This is a genomic window from Ruegeria sp. BG3, assembly GCF_056538485.1.
On sequence record NZ_JBQFTE010000009.1, the window covers coordinates 228,880 to 247,620 of the forward strand.

Here is an 18,741-nt window from a genome sequence, read left to right on the forward strand (position 1 = left end):
ATGGGCGCCTATATTCTAAGACGCCTGCTTTTGGTCATTCCGACCTTGCTGGGCATAATGGTCGTCAACTTCACGCTGGTGCAGTTTGTTCCGGGTGGACCCGTTGAACAAATCATCGCTCAGATCGAAGGACAGGGCGATGTCTTTGCGGGCTTCGCCGGGGGTGGAGACGCCGGTGCCGGGTCCGAGCCTGCAGGCGGTGTCTTCGACGACAAATATGTGGGCGCGCGCGGCCTGCCTCCTGAGTTCATTGCGGAATTGGAAAAGGAATTCGGTTTCGACAAGCCGCCTCTTGAGCGTTTTCTTGGAATGATGGGCAACTATCTGACGCTCGATTTTGGCGAGAGCTATTTCCGGTCGATCAGCGTGATTGATTTGGTGTTGGAAAAGATGCCCGTGTCGATCTCGCTTGGCCTGTGGTCGACCTTGATCGCCTACCTGGTCTCGATCCCGCTAGGCATCCGCAAAGCAGTCAAGGACGGGTCGCGGTTCGATACCGTGACCAGTGGAGCGATCATCGTGGCCTACGCCATCCCCGGTTTCCTGTTTGCCATTCTCCTGCTGGTACTCTTTGCCGGTGGATCCTACTGGCAGATCTTCCCGCTGCGGGGGCTGACCTCTGACAATTGGGACAGCCTCAGCCTTTTGGGCAAGATAGCCGACTATTTCTGGCACATCGCGCTGCCGATCATTGCCCTGACGATTTCAGCCTTTGCGACGCTGACACTGCTGACCAAGAATTCGTTTCTGGATGAGATCAAGAAGCAATATGTCATGACCGCCCGCGCCAAAGGCTTAGGGGAACGCAAGGTTCTCTATGGTCATGTCTTCCGCAACGCGATGCTGATCGTGATTGCGGGCTTTCCGGCAGTTTTCATCGGTGTCTTCTTCGGCGGGTCAATTATTATCGAGACGATCTTCTCGCTGGATGGTCTGGGTCGCCTTGGGTTTGAGGCCGCGGTGGCGCGAGACTACCCGGTGATCTTTGGCACTCTGTTCATCTTTGGTCTCATGGGGCTGGTTGTCGGTATCATCAGCGACCTAATGTATGTGCTGGTCGATCCACGCATCGATTTTGAGAAGAGGGAGGGGTAAATGGCGCTTTCCCCTCTCAACCAACGGCGTTGGCGCAATTTCCGACGCAATGGCCGGGCTTTCTGGTCGCTGATCATCTTTTCGGTGCTGTTCGGCCTGTCCCTGTTCGCCGAGTTCATTGCCAACGATAAACCGATCCTCGTGCAATATCGTGGTCAATTCTACACGCCGATTTTTAACTTCTATCCCGAAACTGAATTTGGCGGCGATTTCCAAACCGAGGCGATCTATCGCGACCCCGAGGTCCGCTGCTTGATCGACAGTGGCGGACTTGAGGACTGTTTCGACGATCCCGAAGGTATCATCGAGCAGATCGAAGCGGGGACATTTCAAGCCGAAGGGTTCGAGCGAGGTTGGGCCATCTGGCCACTGATCCCCTATTCCTACAACACTAGCGTCGATCGCCCCGGTGCGGCCCCCTTGCCGCCCAACGGGCAGAACCTGCTGGGCACGGACGATACCAAAAGGGATGTGCTGGCGCGGGTGATCTATGGCTTCCGCCTGTCGATCCTGTTTACTTTGATGGTGACCGGCGTGGCCAGCCTGATCGGTATTTTCGCCGGGGCCATACAGGGCTTCTTTGGCGGTTGGCTCGATCTTATCTTTCAACGGGTCATCGAGATATGGTCCGCGACCCCGTCGCTCTATGTCATCATCATTATGTTCGCCATTCTCGGCCGAAGTTTCTGGCTTCTGGTGATCCTGATGATCCTGTTCAGCTGGACCGGCTTGGTCAGCGTTGTAAGGGCCGAGTTCCTACGGGCGCGCAATCTGGAATATGTCCGCGCCGCGCGGGCGCTGGGCGTGGGCAACATGACGATCATGTTCCGCCACATGCTTCCCAATGCGATGGTTGCGACGCTGACCTTCATGCCCTTCATCGTAACCGGTACGATTGGCGGGCTGGCTTCATTGGACTTCCTTGGCTTCGGTCTGCCCTCTTCGGCCCCGTCGCTGGGTGAGCTGACCTTGCAGGCAAAACAGAACCTGCAGGCCCCGTGGCTGGCTTTTACCGCCTTTTTCACCTTTGCCATCATGCTGTCGCTGCTGGTCTTCATTTTCGAAGGCGTCCGCGATGCGTTTGATCCCAGAAAGACCTTCTCATGAGCCTTTTGGATGTAAACAACCTCAAGGTCTCGTTCCGCCAGGACGGCGAGGTATCGGCTGCGGTCAAAGGCGTCTCCTTCACCGTGGATCGAGGTGAGACGGTGGCACTGGTGGGTGAGTCCGGCTCGGGCAAGTCGGTGACGGCATTGTCGACAGTGTCGCTGCTGGGCGACAGCGCCATGGTCGAAGGTTCGGTCAAATATGACGGGGCCGAGATGATCGGGGCGTCCGAGGACAAGTTGATGGAGGTGCGCGGCAACGATATCAGCTTCATCTTTCAGGAGCCGATGACCTCGCTAAACCCGCTGCACACGATCCAGAAACAGATGGCAGAATCGCTGGCGCTGCATCAGGGCTTGGCCGGGGATGCCGCGCGCGACAGAATTGTGGAGTTGCTGAACAAGGTTGGCATTCGCGACCCTGAGGATCGTCTGGACAGCTATCCGCACCAGCTGTCGGGCGGGCAGCGGCAGCGTGTGATGATTGCCATGGCGCTGGCCAACAAACCGGATGTTCTGATCGCGGATGAACCGACGACCGCCTTGGATGTGACCATACAGGCGCAGATTCTCGAACTTCTGGCCGAGCTGCAGAAATCTGAGAACATGGGGATGCTGTTCATCACCCATGATCTTGGGATTGTGCGTCGGATCGCCGACCGGGTCTGCGTGATGAAAGACGGTGAGATTGTCGAAACCGGAATCACGGCAGAGATTTTCAACAACCCACAGCATCCCTACACGCGCAAACTGCTGGAGGCCGAGCCCTCGGGACACCCCGATCCCGTCGCCGCAGACGCAGAAGAGGTCGCCCGAACCGATCACCTGAAGGTCTGGTTCCCGATCCAGCGCGGCTTTCTGAAACGCACTGTCGGCTATGTGAAAGCCGTCAACGATGCAACCTTCAGCGTCCGGGCCGGGGAAACCCTTGGCATCGTCGGAGAAAGCGGCTCGGGCAAGACGACGATGGCGCTGGCCATCATGCGGCTGATCGCGTCCGAGGGTGGGATCACCTTCCGCGATCAGGATGTGCGCCGCTGGTCCACGCGAGAATTGCGGCGCCTGCGCAAGGACATGCAGATCGTTTTTCAGGACCCGTTCGGCAGCCTGAGCCCGCGTATGACATGCCAGCAGATCATCTCCGAGGGGCTCTCTATTCACAATGTCGACCCGCATCGCGCCCCGCGAGAGCTGGTGGCTGAAGTAATGACAGAGGTGGGCTTGGACCCGGCCTCAATGGATCGCTACCCGCATGAGTTCTCGGGCGGACAGCGTCAGCGGATTGCGATTGCGCGGGCCATGGTGCTGCGTCCGAAACTACTGGTACTGGATGAGCCGACAAGCGCGCTGGACATGACGGTGCAGGTTCAGATCGTTGATCTTTTGCGCGATCTGCAGCGGAAATACGGGCTGGCATATCTGTTCATCAGCCACGACTTGAAAGTTGTGCGGGCGATGTCCCACAAGGTCATCGTCATGCGCAATGGCGACGTGGTCGAGATGGGCGCATCCGAGGATTTGTTCGAAAATGCGCAAACAGATTACACCCGTGAACTGATTGCGGCGGCGGGCTAAGGCCCGCCTCGCGTTTCCTTCAAGCGCTGGCTTTCTCGCGATCGGCGGGTTTGGGAACCGGTCCGCGAAGCTCTTCATAATGATCGAAGCTCAGTTTGACCCACCCCGTTCCCCGAGTTGCACTAGCGAGGGTTCGGTGTAGCTCATCTTGCGCCACGGCCGGAAGTTGGGCGTTGAAGATTTCCCAACCTGAGGCATTCGGATTGCCCTCGAACCCCAAAACCTGCCCTTGCAGAGAACTGATTGTGGGAACCAGATCGCCGACGAAATCTGAAGGCAGATGAATCTCGGCTGTGAGAATCGGTTGCAGTACCACGGGCTTGGCCTGCGGCAACGCCTCGCGCACCGCGTTCTTGCCCGCCGTCCGGAAGGCGTAGTCCGAACTATCGACATTGTGGTGTTTGCCGTCGCTTAGGGTAATTTTGACATCCACGACCGGGAAGCCCTCGGGGCCTTGTACCAAAGCGTCTTTGGCCCCGTGCTCCACGGATGGGATGTAGTTCTTCGGCACCGCACCGCCCTTCACAACCTCTTCGAATTGAAAGCCCGAGCCACGGGGTAGAGGCGCGACCGAGATCACAACGTCGGCGAATTGTCCGGCGCCGCCCGATTGCTTGCGATGACGGTGGCGATGTTCGACCGGCGTACGGATGGTTTCGCGATAGGCGGTCTCGACGGGGTCGGTTTCGATCTCGATCCCGAAATCCTCCAGCAGTTTGGCCGTCACGCGCCGCATGTGTTGCGGACCCTGCGAACCCAGTACGGAATGACCACTCAGCTCGTCTTGTTCCATGTGCAACCCCGGGTCTATCTCAACCAAACGGCTCAGGGCGTTAGACAGGCGCACGTCGTCGCGCTCATGCGCGGGTGAGACGACCTGCCGGTGCGCAACTGGATGCGAAGACGCCCAGTCCGGAAGCGGTGTGGCCGACCGGCTGTCATAGATGTATCCGGGGTTCAGGTGATCAGACTTGACCGCAAGCCCGATCTGTCCGGCCTCCAACGCACCGATCTGTGTTTTGGCGTCCAGGCTCGTCAAATTGCCGACCGTGTCGCCTCCAAGGGCCTCATGCGCTTTGACGCCATCGCCCAACCCGCGCAGCACGGTGATCTTGCCGATATGTTTCTTCACATCAGCAAAGCCCGCAATCGCGCGCGCATTGTCTGCGGCCTCATCTCGCCCGGCGGCGATATCGAACTCAGGTGCTTCGTGCCGCAGCGCTTTCATCAACCGGGTAAGCCCGTTGCCATGTTGCGCGGCCCCCAGGCAGGCCGGAATCAGCTGGTGATTTTGCAGGACCTGAGCGGCCAGATCGTAAATCTCGGCACTGGGGGGCTGCTTGTCTTCGATCAGCTGCTCCAGCAGATGGTCATCGAAATCCGAAAGCGTTTCCAGCAATTCAGTGCGGGCTTCCTGCTCACGGTCCTCGACGGATTGAGGCAGTTCGATCAAGGCCGAGGGCTGGCCCTCCTGATACTTCCAAGCGCGTTCCGAGATCAGATCAACCGCGCCTATGATTGTATCGCCGTCGCGGATCGGGACCTGCCGCAAGGCGATGTGATGGGTGCAATAGGTCTGCAAGGCCGCGATGATGTCGCGGATACGGCCGTTGGGGTTGTCCATTCGGTTGATGAACAGGAAGCAGGGGATGCCGGCCTCTTCCACCAGCCGCAGATACGGCGCGCAAAGTACGGCGGCATCGGGGTCTGGCGGGACGACGACCACGGCGGCGTCCGAGATCGCCATGGCTGGTCCCACATAGGCCAGCGCATCGCCGCCGCCATCCACGTCGACCGCGCACCACGGTTCGTCCAAATAAGAAAAACCGTGCAAATGCACGGTTCCGGAGATGTCGAATGTTGTCGGGCGCCCGTCGAGGCGGCTGATGGCCTCGACCAGAGTGGATTTGCCCGATTGACTGGGGCCTAGGACGGTGAAAACGCGCATATGTGCTGTCCCTCTTTCAGGTTGCAGAGTGGCTGCACGAAAGGGGCTGCCTTGCGCAAATGCGTTGGCATGGTTTGTCTGCGGATTTGCCTGCCTCGGGCTGTGGACCTGATCGAAGACCCACGCCCCGAGTGTGGAGAAAACACCAGCCTTGCGTCAAGCCCTCGTTCGGGATCGGCTTGGAGCTGCCGAAACCCAACCCTTAAACCCAAGGTCAGATCGCAGAGCTATGTCCGGCTTTGCTCAGGTCATAGGCATCGAAACTGCGGGCGATCATCCGGGTCAGAGCACGCGCCTCGGGCGGGATAAACAGCCCGTCATCGGTGACGCGCAGCAGGCCGTCAAATCTTGCGTTTACCTCAGCATACATCTTGTTCAGCTCTGCGATGGATACATCATGGCCGCGCAGAATCTCGGCCGAGTCGACCCGGAAATCGCACATCAACGCTTCGATCAAGCGGGCACGCAGCACGTCCTGTCCCTTGAACATATGCCCGCGCGAGGTCGAGAACTGACCGTCGCGGATTGCCTTTGTATGAGCCGAGGTCGCGGGGTTGTTTTGCGCGTAGCCCTGCGGAAAGCGCGAGATCGAGCTTGCACCGACGCCGATCAGAACTTCGGCCTGATCATCGGTATAGCCCTGGAAGTTGCGTTTCAGTTGGCCCGCTTTCAACGCTTTGGTCAGCCCGTCTTGTTGCGTCGCAAAGTGGTCGATTCCGATTTCGGCGTAATTGTCCCACATGAACAGGCGGCGGGCGGTGTCGAAAAGATCCAGACGCTGCTCGGGCGTTGGCAGCGCCTCGGACGGGATCAGTTGCTGTCGTTTCGCCATCCATGGAACATGGGCATAGCCGTAGAGCGCGACGCGATCCGGGCTGAGCGACAACAGCTTCTGCACACTTTCGGTCATCCGCGCCTTGGTCTGGTGTGGCAGACCAAACAGGATATCGGCATTCAGGCTGGTGATCCCTCGCGCGCGGATCATATCCACCGTATCCCGCGTGGTGTCGTAGCTTTGGATGCGCCCAATGGTTTTCTGGATCTCATCATCGAAATCCTGCACCCCGATCGAGGCGCGGTTCATGCCCGCTTCGGCGAGGACATCCAGCCGCGCTTCGTCAATCTCATTCGGATCGATCTCGACCGAGAACTCGGCATCCGGTCCCAGCGGCACGATATCCAGAAGGTAGCGCGCCAGATCGCGCATCAGGTCGGCATTCAGCAGGGTCGGGGTGCCGCCGCCCCAATGCAGGCGGGATAGAACCACCCCCTCGGGCAGGCGCGCGGCCAATAGGTCAAGCTCGGCCTTCAATACGTCGACATAGGCAACCACGGGGCTGTCGGTTTGCGTGCCTTGCGTGCGGCAGGCGCAGAACCAGCATAGACGCCGACAGAAGGGGACATGGACATAGAGCGAGATGGCGCTGCCGGGTTTAATCCGTGCGATCCAGTCACCAAATAGATCAGCCCCCACGTCATTGCTGAAATGGGGGGCGGTCGGGTAGCTGGTGTAGCGAGGCACCTTCGCGTCAAAAAGTCCAAGCCTTGCCAATTGTGATTTATCTATCATGGAGATACCTTTAAGGGACCCAAGTCTTGGTTGCTTTGATAGAGATCAAGTAGGAAAGCGAATGTCAGTAGAGATAAAGTTTGATCATTCCAACTGTGACGAATGCCCGATTCGTCATCGAGCCGTCTGTGCCCGGTGCGATGCTGATGAGCTGCAGTCACTTGAAGAGATTAAATATTATCGAAGTTTCGAAGCGGGTCAGACGATCATCTGGTCCGGCGATCAGATGAACTTTGTCGGTTCGGTCGTTTCGGGTATCGCGTCCCTAACCCAGACGATGGAGGACGGGCGGACCCAGATGGTGGGTCTGCTGCTGCCCAGTGATTTTGTCGGGCGTCCCGGACGTGATTCTGCGCCATATGACGTTCAGGCCACCACGGATGTGGTGATGTGCTGCTTTCGCAAGAAGCCGTTCGAAGGGTTGTTGAGTGAGACCCCTCATATCGCGCATCGGCTTTTGCAGATGACTCTGGACGAGTTGGACGCAGCGCGGGAATGGATGCTTGTTCTGGGTCGCAAGACGGCGCGGGAGAAGATCGCCAGCCTGCTTTCGATCATCGCGCGCCGGGATGCCTCGATCACGCAAAAAGGGCTGTCAGGCCCACTCGTGTTCGACTTGCCGCTGACGCGTGAGGCGATGGCGGATTACCTCGGTCTGACGCTTGAAACGGTGAGCCGACAGATCTCGGCCTTGAAAAAGGACGGGGTTATCGTGTTGGAAGGCAAACGCCACGTCACCATCCCCGATCTGGGTCGCCTTATGGAAGAGGCCGGAGATGACTCGGACGGAGGTTTCTTGGTTTAGCGACGCCACCTGACAGTCATATACCAAGGTGATCAAGCCGCCCCGCAGGGCGGCTTTTTTGTTCGGGTCAGCACGCGATCAGTGCGCCATGAAGACCGGTACAGCGGATTGTTCCAGCATGTTGCGCGTGGCACCGCCAAGGATCGCTTCGCGAAAGCGAGAATGGCCGTAGGCGCCCATGACAATCATGTCTGATTCAGTGTCCATAGCGTGGCGGTTCAGAATGTCCGACACCCGGGTCATTGTTTTGCTAAGGACTTCGATATCGCACCGGACACCGTGCCGAGCGAGCGTCTGGGACAGCATGCCGCCCGGGTCAGAGCGGTCGGGCCCATGGCGTGGCGGGTCGATCACCACGATACGCGCCAGATCGGCATCTTTCAGAAATGGCAGGGCGCAGCGCACCGCGCGCATAGCCTCGACGCTTTCGTTCCACGCGATCATGATGTTTTTAGGCTTCGAAACAGGTTGCCCCGCGTTCGGGACGACCATGACCGGAGCGTGACCTTCGAACATGGCGGCTTCGACAATCGGTTCCGCTTCGGCACCGCGCCCTTCACCATAGGGGTGCGGTAGGACAACCAAATCCGAGAACCGTGCACGATGGGCAACGTGGCGTCCAATGTCCGCGATCTGGGCGACTCCGTTTTCGGCAGACCACCGCACACCGGTTTTTCCCAGAAAATCCTCGGCATAGCTTAGCAGTTCATCGGCCTCGGCATTGGCCCGGCTGAGGGTTTCCTGAAGGATAAGTGCGTTCGCCCCGGCGTAGTAATACCCTGTCTGACTGCGATCGACGCCTAGGCACAGGGCCTCGGCATGACCATCCTGCGCTTCGGCCAATGCCGCCGCTTGAGAAAGCGCTGCCTGCGCATTCGTAGTTTCCGTCATGATTGTGAGAATTGATTTGTAAGCCATATCGACCTCGTCTTTCGAGCAGCCGATCCAATGCGACCAGCGCCCCTCCACTTGACTATGGGTGTCACAGAAAACAACGGATTGTCTTGACTCAGATCAAAGCGGCAGAGGGTGTTCTTCTTCATTACGGGGGACAGTCAAAAAGGTTCTGTGCGGCACGTAAATCGCGCAGGGCAGGGTAAAGGGACGCAATATGTCGAATTACATCAAGCTGATCGTGCTTGGTCTGGTCGTGCTGTTTGCCGCGATCGGGTCCAATTATGCACGCGATTTGGCGTATCAGGTGCATGCGATACTGGTGATGATCATCGCCGGTGGTCTGTTCATCTGGACGCTTCGAAACACGGATGAGCCAGATATTCTTGTCGATCGCTCGGGCGAGTACATGGATGGCGTGATCCGCTACGGCGTGATCGCAACGGCCTTCTGGGGCGTGGTCGGGTTCCTGGCGGGAACTTTCATTGCGTTCCAGCTGGCATTTCCAACGCTCAATTTCGAATGGGCGCAAGGCTATCTGAACTTTGGGCGGTTGCGTCCGCTGCACACCTCGGCGGTGATTTTTGCCTTTGGGGGCAACGCTCTGATCGCGACCTCGTTCTACGTGGTTCAGCGCACCAGCGCGGCGCGTCTGTGGGGCGGAAACCTGGCCTGGTTCGTGTTCTGGGGCTATCAGCTGTTCATTGTTCTGGCAGCGACCGGATATGTTCTGGGCGGCACGCAGTCCAAGGAATATGCCGAGCCTGAATGGTATGTGGACCTGTGGCTGACCATCGTTTGGGTCGCCTATCTGGCTGTCTATCTGGGTACGATCATCAAACGGAAAGAGCCGCATATCTATGTGGCCAACTGGTTCTACCTGGCCTTTATCGTGACCGTTGCGATGCTGCACCTGGTCAACAACATGACCATCCCGGTCAGTATCTGGGGTTCGAAATCGGTTATCGTCTGGTCGGGCGTACAGGATGCTATGATCCAGTGGTGGTATGGCCACAACGCTGTGGGCTTCTTCCTGACTGCGGGCTTCCTGGGCATGATGTACTACTTCATCCCGAAACAGGCCGAACGTCCCGTATTCTCGTATAAGCTGTCGATCATCCACTTCTGGGCGCTGATCTTCCTGTATATCTGGGCCGGTCCGCACCACCTGCACTATACCGCGCTTCCCGACTGGGCCTCGACGCTGGGCATGGTGTTTTCGATCGTGCTGTGGATGCCGTCCTGGGGTGGTATGATCAACGGTCTGATGACCCTGTCGGGCGCATGGGACAAACTGCGCACTGACCCGATCATCCGTATGATGGTCATCTCGGTCGGCTTCTACGGCATGTCCACCTTTGAGGGTCCGATGATGTCGATCCGTGCGGTGAACTCGCTGAGCCACTACACCGACTGGACCATTGGTCACGTACACTCAGGCGCGCTGGGCTGGAACGGCATGATCACCTTTGGTGCGCTGTACTATCTGGTGCCTGTCCTGTGGAAGCGTGAGCGTCTGTATTCGTTACAGATGGTCAGCTGGCACTTCTGGCTCGCCACCATCGGCATCGTGCTCTACGCCGCGTCGATGTGGGTCACCGGTATCATGGAAGGCCTGATGTGGCGCGAAGTGGATGCCAACGGCTTCCTGGTGAATTCGTTCGCTGACACCGTTGCCGCCAAGTTCCCGATGTATGTGGTTCGCGGTCTTGGTGGGGTTCTATTCCTCGCTGGCTCGGTGATCATGTGCTACAACCTGTGGATGACTGTGCGTAAGGCGCCGGCCAAAGAGGCCAGCCTGACCGTCGCAGTCCCGGCTGAATAAAGGAGGCCGGAGCAATGGCAATTCTTGACAAACACAAAGTGCTTGAGACCAACGCGACCCTTCTGCTGATCTTCAGCTTTCTGGTCGTGACCATCGGTGGCATCGTTCAAATCACCCCGCTGTTCTACCTTGAGAACACCATCGAGAAGGTGGAGGGCATGCGCCCTTACACCCCTCTCGAAATGGCGGGCCGTGAGATTTACATCCGCGAAGGCTGCTATGTCTGCCATAGCCAGATGATCCGCCCCATGCGGGACGAGGTCGAACGCTATGGCCATTACTCGCTGGCGGCCGAGTCGATGTATGACCACCCGTTCCAGTGGGGATCCAAGCGGACCGGGCCTGATCTGGCGCGTGTTGGCGGCCGCTACTCGGACGATTGGCATGTACGCCACCTGCGTGATGCGCAATCGGTGGTGCCGGAATCGGTGATGCCGAAATATGGCTTCCTCGAAAACCGCAAGATCGACGGCAAGTATATCGGCGACATCATGGCGGCGAATGCGGTGGTCGGTACACCCTACACCGACGAGATGCTGGAGAACGCGCAAGCCGACTTCCGCGCTCAGGCCGATCCCGACAGTGACTATGACGGACTGTTGGAGCGCTATGGTGACAAGGTCAACGTGCGCAACTTCGATGGTCAATCCGACCTGACCGAGGCTGACGCACTGATCGCCTATCTGCAGATGCTGGGCACGCTGGTCGACTTCTCGACCTTCACGCCTGACGCAAACCGCTGAGGGAGGGTGCAATGGAAGAATATACTCTCCTGAGACAGTTCGCAGATAGCTGGATGTTGCTTCTGCTGTTCGCCTTCTTTGTTGGCATCATTGTCTGGGTGTTCCGCCCAGGCGCCAGCAAGGAATACAGCGACACCGCCAACATCCCTTTCCGCCACGTCGATGCACCTGCACCGCAGCAAGACCAACCCGCCACATCCGAGGAGGCGCGGAAATGACTAAGACACCTGATAAACAGCCGGGTGACCCGAATACAACTGGTCACAGCTGGGACGGCATCGAAGAATTTGACAACCCGATGCCCCGCTGGTGGCTGTGGACCTTCTACGCCACGATCTTCTGGGGTGTGATCTACACGATCATGTATCCCGCATGGCCACTGGTTCAGTCGGCGACGGCAGGCGTCATGGGTTGGTCATCTCGGGCCGAAGTCCAGCAGGAGCTGGTCTCGTTCGAAGAGGCCAACGCTCCTTGGAACGCCAAGCTGGTCGAAACCCCGCTCGAGGAAATCTCGGCGGACCCTGAGTTGCAGCAATATGCCGTCAACGCAGGCAGCGCTGTGTTCCGCACCTGGTGTGCGCAGTGTCACGGCTCGGGCGCGCAGGGCGCGGCGGGCTTCCCGAACCTGCTGGATGACGCATGGCTTTGGGGCGGCACGATGGAGGATATCCATTTCACCGTCAGCTATGGGATCCGGAACGAGGAAAGCGACGATGCGCGCTACTCCGAGATGCCGGCCTTTGGCGAGATTCTCGAACGGGAAGAGATCACCCAAGTGGTTCAGTACGTGATGTCGCTGACCAATGCGCAGACCGATGATGCGGCAGCGCAGGCAGGCAAGGTTGTCTTCGAAGACAATTGCGCTGCTTGTCACGGCGAGGACGGCAAAGGCGACGTCTTCCAGGGCGCGCCGAACCTGACGGATGCCATCTGGCTCTATGGCGGCAGCGAAGAGGCCCTTACCGAGACGGTGACCTACAGCCGCTTCGGCGTGATGCCCCCGTGGGATACCCGCCTGACCGAGGCGCAAATCCGCGCCGTGACCGCCTATGTCCACCAACTGGGTGGCGGTCAGTAGGGCTAAAAGAATACCTTGGGGCGGCTTGCTGCCCCTTGGTCCCGGCACCGGCTGTTCCATCTGTTCGCGCGTTTCCTGAACAGCCGGTGCCTATTTCCAAAACCATCATAGAGCCATTGGCCGATCCAGAACAGGCCGCGTTTCAAAACTCGTCAAGATCGACCGTGTGCGGGTGTTTCTTCCACCAATGATGCTCGGGCAACCAGCGCGCTTTATTGCGGGTTGGTTTCGGCACGTCCCTGAGATTTGGCTCGTTGATCCGTGTCGCGGTCATGAACGATTTCGCAAAAACACTCAGCATGGGGCTTTCCTTTCGCGTTTTCTGTATGCGCCTAGGATGATGTTTCCCTGTACAGGATGCGAACCAATTGCTATTTCTATATGTAAGCTGGGATTACATATGAAATGGTTGAAACTGCCTCCGCTCTCGTCCCTTCGTGCTTTTTCGGCCTTTGCTGAAAAGGGTGGTGTGGTGCAGGCCGGCGCGGCGCTGAATGTGAGTCACGCTGCCATAAGCCAGCAGTTGCGCGTGTTGGAGAAGCACATGGGCGTCGCTCTGGTCCGACGCGATGGAAAGTCCCTCTCCCTAACAGCCGAAGGCGCGCATCTGGCCCGTTCCGTGCAGCTTGGGTTCGGTTCAATCGGCGCTGCCGTGGAAGAGGTGATGAGCGCGGGTGGCGCCCGTCCGGTTCACGTGTCGCTGACGCCAACCTTCGCCGCCTCGTGGTTGATGCCGCGACTGCCGGAATTTCAGGCCAAATACCCTGAAATCAGCCTGACGATCGACCCTTCTCCGCATCTGGTGGAATTGACGCCGGGCGGCGTCGATGTTGCGATCAGATACGGCTCCGGAGGGTGGCCCGGTGTGGATTGCGAAATGCTGCTTGAAACCCCTTTTGTTGTCGTTGCGGCCCCCAGCCTGCTGGGCGGTCGATTGGGTTGGACGCCGGAGGAGTTGAGCCAGCTGCCTTGGCTGGAAGAGTTTGGCACCACCGAGGCCTCGACCTGGCTGGCCAGACGCGGGGTGGATCATCCGCCTCAGGGGAGGCGCATCTCGCTGCCGGGGACCTTGCTGCTTGAAGGGCTGCGGGCAGGGCAGGGTGTCACAGCCACGGTGCGACATTTCGTCGAGCAGGATATCAAAGCGGGCCGCCTTGTCGAGCTCCATACTGAGCCTGAAAGCAGCGGATACCACGTTTTGACGGCCAAAACGCCTCTAAGACCGGCGGTAAAGACATTTGTCAGCTGGTTGAGGCGGCAGGCGGGTGACGCGCGGTAAAAGGTGTTTGTCCGATGCGCGTTTTGACCCATGTCAATGTTTGCGCGTCCATGATCTGGAAGAACACACTTCCATAAGACCCATCCTTGGAGCCAGCCAGTGAGCGATTCCGATCCCGCCCCCAGCTTGTATGCCGCCCGAGAACCTATCTTTCCTCGGCGTGTCTCAGGTCCGTTCCGGAACCTGAAATGGATTATCCTGATTGTGACCTTGGGGATCTACTACGTCACCCCATGGATCAGATGGGACCGAGGGCCCAGCCTGCCGGATCAGGCTGTGTTGCTGGACCTGGCCAACCGCCGCTTCTATTTCTTCTGGATCGAGATCTGGCCGCACGAATTCTACTTTGTTGCGGGCCTGCTGATCATGGCCGGTCTTGGGCTTTTCCTGTTCACATCGGCCTTGGGCCGGGTTTGGTGCGGATATGCCTGCCCGCAGACCGTCTGGACCGACCTGTTCATTCTGGTCGAACGCTGGATCGAGGGCGACCGCAACGCCCGCTTGCGCCTGCACCGGCAAGAGAAGATGGACCTCCGCAAGGCCCGTTTGCGTCTAACGAAATGGACCGCATGGTTCCTGATCGGCCTGGCTACCGGCGGGGCTTGGGTGTTCTACTTTGCAGACGCGCCAACCCTTCTGCGTGATCTGGTGACCGGCAACGCACACCCCGTTGCCTACACGACCATGTTGATCCTGACCGGCACCACCTTCCTTTTTGGTGGCTTCGCGCGTGAACAGATCTGTATCTATGCCTGCCCGTGGCCACGCATTCAGGCCGCGATGATGGACGAGGACACCCTAGTCGTCGGCTATCGCGAATGGCGCGGTGAGCCACGCGGCAAAGGTAAGCGCACGGCCGATTCCGAGTTGGGCGATTGCATCGATTGCATGGCCTGTGTGAATGTCTGCCCCGTTGGTATCGACATTCGCGATGGTCAGCAGTTGGAGTGCATCACCTGCGCCCTTTGCATCGACGCCTGCGACGACATGATGGCCAAGATCGGCAAACCGCGGGGTTTGATCGACTATATGGCGCTGAGTGATGAGGCGCATGAGCGCGCAGGTCAGCCACCTAAGAATATCTGGAAGCACATTCTGCGTCCGCGCACGATCATGTACACCGCGTTGTGGTCTCTGGTCGGGTTCGCGCTGCTGTTCGCGCTGTTCATCCGGTCTGATATCGACCTGACGGTCGCGCCTGTGCGCAATCCGACCTTTGTGACGATGTCGGACGGCACCATCCGCAACACCTACGACGTGCGCCTGCGCAACAAACATGGCGAAGAACGTCCGTTCAATCTGTCTCTGACCGGCGATCCGGCAATGCTACTGGAAATCGAAGGCGTTGACGGGCAAACTGTTACTGTGGCCCCCGATACTGCGCAACTGGTGCGGGTCTATATCACTGCGGCGCCTGATACGGGGCCTGCGCGTACAGATACGTCTGCCGTCCGAATCTGGGTCGAGGACCTCGACAGCGGTGAACGCGCCTATAAAGACACAAGCTTTAACGGACGAGGGAACTGATCATGTCCGAGCGGAAATTCACCGGCAAACACGCCCTTGCGGTGTTCGTATGTGCCTTTGGTGTGATCATCACGGTGAACCTGATCCTGGCCTATAGCGCGGTCAAAACCTTCCCGGGGCTGGAGGTCAAAAACTCATACGTCGCCAGTCAGGAGTTCAATGACCGTCTGAAGGAGCATCAGGCGTTGGGCTGGGAGGTGCGCGCTGAAAACACGGGCGGTCTGCTGATCCTGCACATCACAGACGCCAGCGGCGCGCCGGTTCAGGTGGCCGAGTTGCAGGCCGTTGTAGGCCGTGCAACCCATGTGCGCGATGATTTCTCGCCCGATTTCACCTTTGACGGGCTTGCCTATGCAACGCCTGCGACGCTGGGCAAGGGGAACTGGAATATCCGTTTGGTCGCTCGCGATCATTCAGGGGCCGAGTTCGCTCAGCGGGTTCCCCTGTATGTGAAAGGGTAGGGCGGTGACGGCTCAGCTATCCTCAGGTGCGGCGGTTTGTCCGGGGTGTATCGCCGCCCCGGCGGAACCTGCGCGACCGATCCCTGAGGATGTTCAGATCGCGCTGTCTCTGCCCGGTATTCATTGTTCCGCCTGTATCGCCAATGTCGAGCGGGCTTTGAACGCCCATCCCGGGGTCGAGGACGCGCGCGTCAACCTGACCCTGAAGCGTGCGATGATCAAAGCCGCGCCGGAAATGCGCGCTGCTGATCTGATCCCGGTGCTCGAGCACGCGGGCTATGAGGCGCATGAGCTGGACGCTGGCGCCCTGTCGGCCACCAGTGCGGACAAGGCGGGGCGCGACCTGCTGATGCGCTTGGCGGTGGCCGGGTTCGCCTCGATGAACGTGATGCTGCTGTCGGTCTCGGTCTGGTCGGGGGCGACGGACGCGACGCGGGACATGTTCCACTGGATTTCTGCCGCCATCGCCCTGCCTGCGATCGCTTTCTCGGCGCGGCCCTTCTTTGCCAACGCATGGTCAGCCCTTCGCGTGCGTCGGCTGAACATGGACGTGCCGATTGTTCTGGCGATTCTGCTGGCCCTTGTCACATCCCTTTGGGAAACAGCGCTGAGCGGCGAACATGCCTATTTCGACGCCGCGCTGACGCTGACCTTCTTCTTGTTGGCGGGTCGGTACTTAGACTACCGCACCCGCGCCGCCGCGCGGTCCGCGGCTGAGGAACTGACAGCGCTGGAGGTCCCCCGCGCCCTTCGGTTGATCGACGGTACCGAAGAAGAGGTTGCTGTATCCACCCTGGCCGTTGGTGACCTGATCCTTGTGCGGCCCGGAGGGCGGATGCCGGTGGATGGCCAAATCGTCTCGGGTCAGTCGGAATTGGATCGTTCCCTGCTGACGGGAGAGACCCTGCCGGTGTTTGCAGAGGCAGGTCAGATCGTGAGCGCGGGCGAGGTCAACCTGACCGGCCCTTTAACCATCCGCGCCACAGCGGTCGGCGAAGATACATCCCTGCATCGTATGGCCGATCTGGTGGCCATCGCCGAATCCGGCCGGTCTCGATACACATCTCTGGCGGACAAAGCGGCCAAGCTCTATGCCCCCGGCGTCCACATCCTGTCGGCGCTCAGCTTTGTGGGCTGGTACATCTATTCCGGCGATCTGCGCACGGCCCTGAACATCGCGGCAGCGGTACTGATCATCACCTGCCCTTGCGCGCTGGGGCTGGCGGTTCCTGCAGTGACCACGGCGGCCTCGGGTCGGTTGTTCCGCAAGGGAATGCTGATCAAACACGCCACCGCGCTGGAGCGTCTGGCCGAGGTCGACACGGTCGTCTTCGACAAAACCGGCACGCTTACCTCCGGCGCGCCCGAGGTGACGAATCTGGGCGATCACAGCACGGCCGACCTTGAAATCGCACTGGCTCTGGCCGAGGCATCGGCGCATCCCTTGTCGGTCGCTTTGGCCAAAGCTGCGCGTGAGGCCGGGATCAAACCCGCCAAGCTGCGCGACATCACCGAGGTTCCGGGCTATGGCACGGAGGCCCAGTATCGCAACCAGCGCGTGCGCCTTGGACGCGCGGCTTGGGTCGGTGCGGAACAAGGGGTCGAGACTTCCGCCTGGCTGTCGGTTGGGTCGAATGCGCCGGTGGCTTTCCGGTTCACCGATGCACCGCGACCGGGCGCGGCTGAGGCGGTCTCGGGCTTCGCCAAGGCTGGAAAGCAGGTGATCCTGATTTCGGGCGATTCGACCGGTGCGGTGAAAGCTTTGGCCGCGAAACTGGGGATCGAGAACTGGATTGCCGAAGCGTTGCCTCAGGACAAAGCGCAGCGCATTCAGGACCTCAGCGAACGGGGCCACAAGGTCCTGATGGTGGGCGATGGTCTGAATGATACGGCAGCCCTTGCGGCGGCGCATGTGTCCATCTCACCGGCCTCGGCCCTGGATGCGGCGCGCGTTGCGTCCGATATCGTACTTCTGGGAACTGACCTGTCCCCCATCGCGGATGCTTGTGAAACTGCCGTCAAAGCCACGAAACGGATTCGCGAGAATTTCCGCATTGCCACCGTCTATAACGTGATTGCGGTGCCGCTGGCGGTGATCGGGCTTGCCACGCCTTTGATTGCGGCGTTGGCGATGTCGACCTCGTCGATTACCGTATCTTTGAATGCCCTGCGGCTGAGGTAACTATCATGGAAGTGCTCGCCTATCTGATCCCGATTTCCCTGTTTCTGGGCGGAATTGGCCTCGTTGCTTTTGTCTACACGGTCCGCTCGAACCAATACGAAGACCCCGAGGGCGATGCGCGCCGTATCCTCAGTGATGAATGGGATGACAAACCCAAGCAGTAGCTGGCGGAGGATGCAAAATCACAGTTGATCCCAACCGCCCTTGAAATTGCCGCAATGCCCGGCTATGTCCGGCCTATCCGCTAGCAGAGAGACCCCGCCAAATGGCCACCACCAACCCGATACAGTTCATTCAGCAAGTTCGAGCCGAAGTTTCCAAGGTCGTCTGGCCGACACGGCGCGAGGTGCTGTTGACCACGGTCATGGTGTTCATCATGGCTGCTTTGACAGCTGTTTTCTTTGCCCTGGTCGATCTGGGCATTCGTGGCGGCTTGCAACTGATCCTGGGCGCGTTCAGCTAACTGCCCTCAGACGCGGAAACACCGCAGCCCCCCTTGCACAGCGCGGAATCTCAGAGTAGTTCACACGGGACTATTCGGAATGGGCGTGTGGCGATTCGGGCTGCGCGCCGCTTTTTATTCCGGAACACGCGGGCAGGCCGCGACAGGATTTCAATACAGGGTGAACCCGCGATGCGGGGCTTGGCCCAAG

At 59.2% G+C, this 18,741-nt stretch carries 18 protein-coding genes; 14 read left to right on the top strand and 4 right to left on the bottom strand.

From position 1 onward, the window contains the following. Genes ACR0AI_RS15670 through ACR0AI_RS15680 form a run of 3 tightly spaced genes read left to right on the top strand, consistent with a single transcriptional unit; the run spans position 1 to position 3,776 of the window. On the top strand, positions 1-1,095 hold the full coding sequence (locus tag ACR0AI_RS15670) for a microcin C ABC transporter permease YejB (RefSeq protein WP_170460207.1): 1,095 nt from the start codon (positions 1-3) through the stop codon (positions 1,093-1,095). Beyond that, entirely contained in the window at positions 1,096-2,202 is a 1,107-nt protein-coding gene (locus ACR0AI_RS15675; RefSeq protein WP_170706364.1) for an ABC transporter permease, read from the top strand. Beyond that, positions 2,199-3,776, top strand: a complete 1,578-nt coding sequence (locus tag ACR0AI_RS15680) for an ABC transporter ATP-binding protein (protein ID WP_170552547.1) — start codon at positions 2,199-2,201, stop codon at positions 3,774-3,776. The genes ACR0AI_RS15675 and ACR0AI_RS15680 overlap by 4 nt, the downstream gene beginning before the upstream one ends. A gap of 19 nt (positions 3,777-3,795) precedes the next feature. Here the strand turns inward: ACR0AI_RS15680 and ACR0AI_RS15685 are convergent, their stop codons facing one another. Both ACR0AI_RS15685 and hemN read right to left on the bottom strand, forming a co-directional pair. Further along, entirely contained in the window at positions 3,796-5,724 is a 1,929-nt protein-coding gene (locus ACR0AI_RS15685; RefSeq protein WP_480675115.1) for an elongation factor G, read from the bottom strand. Between the two features lie 214 nt (positions 5,725-5,938). After that, positions 5,939-7,294 (bottom strand): oxygen-independent coproporphyrinogen III oxidase, encoded by a 1,356-nt coding sequence (gene hemN / locus ACR0AI_RS15690; protein WP_480675113.1) that lies wholly within the window; start codon positions 7,292-7,294, stop codon positions 5,939-5,941. 61 nt (positions 7,295-7,355) lie between these two features. Here hemN and fnrL point away from each other — a divergent pair, with 61 nt between their 5' ends. Beyond that, positions 7,356-8,099 (top strand): transcriptional regulator FnrL, encoded by a 744-nt coding sequence (gene fnrL / locus ACR0AI_RS15695; protein WP_170375417.1) that lies wholly within the window; start codon positions 7,356-7,358, stop codon positions 8,097-8,099. A gap of 78 nt (positions 8,100-8,177) precedes the next feature. Here fnrL and ACR0AI_RS15700 read toward each other — a convergent pair whose 3' ends face one another. Beyond that, the gene (locus ACR0AI_RS15700; protein ID WP_480675111.1) at positions 8,178-9,017 is read right to left on the bottom strand and encodes a universal stress protein; all 840 of its coding nucleotides are present in this window, start codon (positions 9,015-9,017) and stop codon (positions 8,178-8,180) included. Between the two features lie 193 nt (positions 9,018-9,210). On the opposite strand from ACR0AI_RS15700, the gene ccoN reads away from it, so the two are divergent. From ccoN to ccoP, 4 genes are read left to right on the top strand one after another with little or no spacing between them, the layout of a single operon-like run. Continuing rightward, the gene (ccoN, locus tag ACR0AI_RS15705; RefSeq protein WP_170375413.1) at positions 9,211-10,818 is read left to right on the top strand and encodes a cytochrome-c oxidase, cbb3-type subunit I; all 1,608 of its coding nucleotides are present in this window, start codon (positions 9,211-9,213) and stop codon (positions 10,816-10,818) included. 14 nt (positions 10,819-10,832) lie between these two features. Beyond that, complete coding sequence (gene ccoO / locus ACR0AI_RS15710) at positions 10,833-11,561, top strand: cytochrome-c oxidase, cbb3-type subunit II (protein WP_170375411.1); 729 nt, start codon at positions 10,833-10,835, stop codon at positions 11,559-11,561. A gap of 11 nt (positions 11,562-11,572) precedes the next feature. Further along, complete coding sequence (locus tag ACR0AI_RS15715) at positions 11,573-11,779, top strand: cbb3-type cytochrome c oxidase subunit 3 (protein ID WP_170375409.1); 207 nt, start codon at positions 11,573-11,575, stop codon at positions 11,777-11,779. Then, complete coding sequence (ccoP, locus tag ACR0AI_RS15720) at positions 11,776-12,639, top strand: cytochrome-c oxidase, cbb3-type subunit III (protein WP_480675109.1); 864 nt, start codon at positions 11,776-11,778, stop codon at positions 12,637-12,639. Before ACR0AI_RS15715 ends, ccoP begins: the two co-directional genes overlap by 4 nt. Before the next feature lie 142 nt (positions 12,640-12,781). Here the strand turns inward: ccoP and ACR0AI_RS15725 are convergent, their stop codons facing one another. Next, a complete protein-coding gene (locus ACR0AI_RS15725; RefSeq protein ID WP_480675107.1) occupies positions 12,782-12,940 on the bottom strand; it encodes a hypothetical protein in 159 nt (52 codons plus the stop codon). A 99-nt stretch (positions 12,941-13,039) separates the two neighbouring features. Here ACR0AI_RS15725 and ACR0AI_RS15730 point away from each other — a divergent pair, with 99 nt between their 5' ends. From ACR0AI_RS15730 to secE, 6 genes are all read left to right on the top strand, one after another. Next, on the top strand, positions 13,040-13,918 hold the full coding sequence (locus ACR0AI_RS15730; protein WP_480675105.1) for a LysR family transcriptional regulator: 879 nt from the start codon (positions 13,040-13,042) through the stop codon (positions 13,916-13,918). 99 nt (positions 13,919-14,017) lie between these two features. Further along, positions 14,018-15,445, top strand: coding sequence for a cytochrome c oxidase accessory protein CcoG (gene ccoG, locus ACR0AI_RS15735; RefSeq protein ID WP_480540203.1), 1,428 nt, complete (start codon positions 14,018-14,020; stop codon positions 15,443-15,445). A gap of 2 nt (positions 15,446-15,447) precedes the next feature. Then, a complete protein-coding gene (locus ACR0AI_RS15740) occupies positions 15,448-15,906 on the top strand; it encodes a FixH family protein (RefSeq protein WP_480675103.1) in 459 nt (152 codons plus the stop codon). A 4-nt stretch (positions 15,907-15,910) separates the two neighbouring features. Beyond that, positions 15,911-18,088: a heavy metal translocating P-type ATPase gene (locus tag ACR0AI_RS15745; protein ID WP_480675101.1), complete on the top strand. Its 2,178-nt coding sequence runs from the start codon at positions 15,911-15,913 to the stop codon at positions 18,086-18,088. 5 nt (positions 18,089-18,093) lie between these two features. Next, a complete protein-coding gene (gene ccoS / locus ACR0AI_RS15750) occupies positions 18,094-18,252 on the top strand; it encodes a cbb3-type cytochrome oxidase assembly protein CcoS (RefSeq protein WP_170375394.1) in 159 nt (52 codons plus the stop codon). Positions 18,253-18,353: 101 nt separating this feature from the next. After that, positions 18,354-18,551 (top strand): preprotein translocase subunit SecE, encoded by a 198-nt coding sequence (secE, locus tag ACR0AI_RS15755; RefSeq protein ID WP_050605011.1) that lies wholly within the window; start codon positions 18,354-18,356, stop codon positions 18,549-18,551. Positions 18,552-18,741 lie beyond the last annotated feature (190 nt).

Coding starts and splice junctions, on each gene's coding strand:
- ACR0AI_RS15670 (WP_170460207.1), top strand. CDS start 1: ATGGGCGCCTATATTCTAAGACGCCTGCTTTTGGTCATTCCGACCTTG.
- ACR0AI_RS15675 (WP_170706364.1), top strand. CDS start 1,096: ATGGCGCTTTCCCCTCTCAACCAACGGCGTTGGCGCAATTTCCGACGC.
- ACR0AI_RS15680 (WP_170552547.1), top strand. CDS start 2,199: ATGAGCCTTTTGGATGTAAACAACCTCAAGGTCTCGTTCCGCCAGGAC.
- ACR0AI_RS15685 (WP_480675115.1), bottom strand. CDS start 5,724: ATGCGCGTTTTCACCGTCCTAGGCCCCAGTCAATCGGGCAAATCCACT.
- hemN (WP_480675113.1), bottom strand. CDS start 7,294: ATGATAGATAAATCACAATTGGCAAGGCTTGGACTTTTTGACGCGAAG.
- fnrL (WP_170375417.1), top strand. CDS start 7,356: ATGTCAGTAGAGATAAAGTTTGATCATTCCAACTGTGACGAATGCCCG.
- ACR0AI_RS15700 (WP_480675111.1), bottom strand. CDS start 9,017: ATGGCTTACAAATCAATTCTCACAATCATGACGGAAACTACGAATGCG.
- ccoN (WP_170375413.1), top strand. CDS start 9,211: ATGTCGAATTACATCAAGCTGATCGTGCTTGGTCTGGTCGTGCTGTTT.
- ccoO (WP_170375411.1), top strand. CDS start 10,833: ATGGCAATTCTTGACAAACACAAAGTGCTTGAGACCAACGCGACCCTT.
- ACR0AI_RS15715 (WP_170375409.1), top strand. CDS start 11,573: ATGGAAGAATATACTCTCCTGAGACAGTTCGCAGATAGCTGGATGTTG.
- ccoP (WP_480675109.1), top strand. CDS start 11,776: ATGACTAAGACACCTGATAAACAGCCGGGTGACCCGAATACAACTGGT.
- ACR0AI_RS15725 (WP_480675107.1), bottom strand. CDS start 12,940: ATGCTGAGTGTTTTTGCGAAATCGTTCATGACCGCGACACGGATCAAC.
- ACR0AI_RS15730 (WP_480675105.1), top strand. CDS start 13,040: ATGAAATGGTTGAAACTGCCTCCGCTCTCGTCCCTTCGTGCTTTTTCG.
- ACR0AI_RS15740 (WP_480675103.1), top strand. CDS start 15,448: ATGTCCGAGCGGAAATTCACCGGCAAACACGCCCTTGCGGTGTTCGTA.
- ccoS (WP_170375394.1), top strand. CDS start 18,094: ATGGAAGTGCTCGCCTATCTGATCCCGATTTCCCTGTTTCTGGGCGGA.
- secE (WP_050605011.1), top strand. CDS start 18,354: ATGGCCACCACCAACCCGATACAGTTCATTCAGCAAGTTCGAGCCGAA.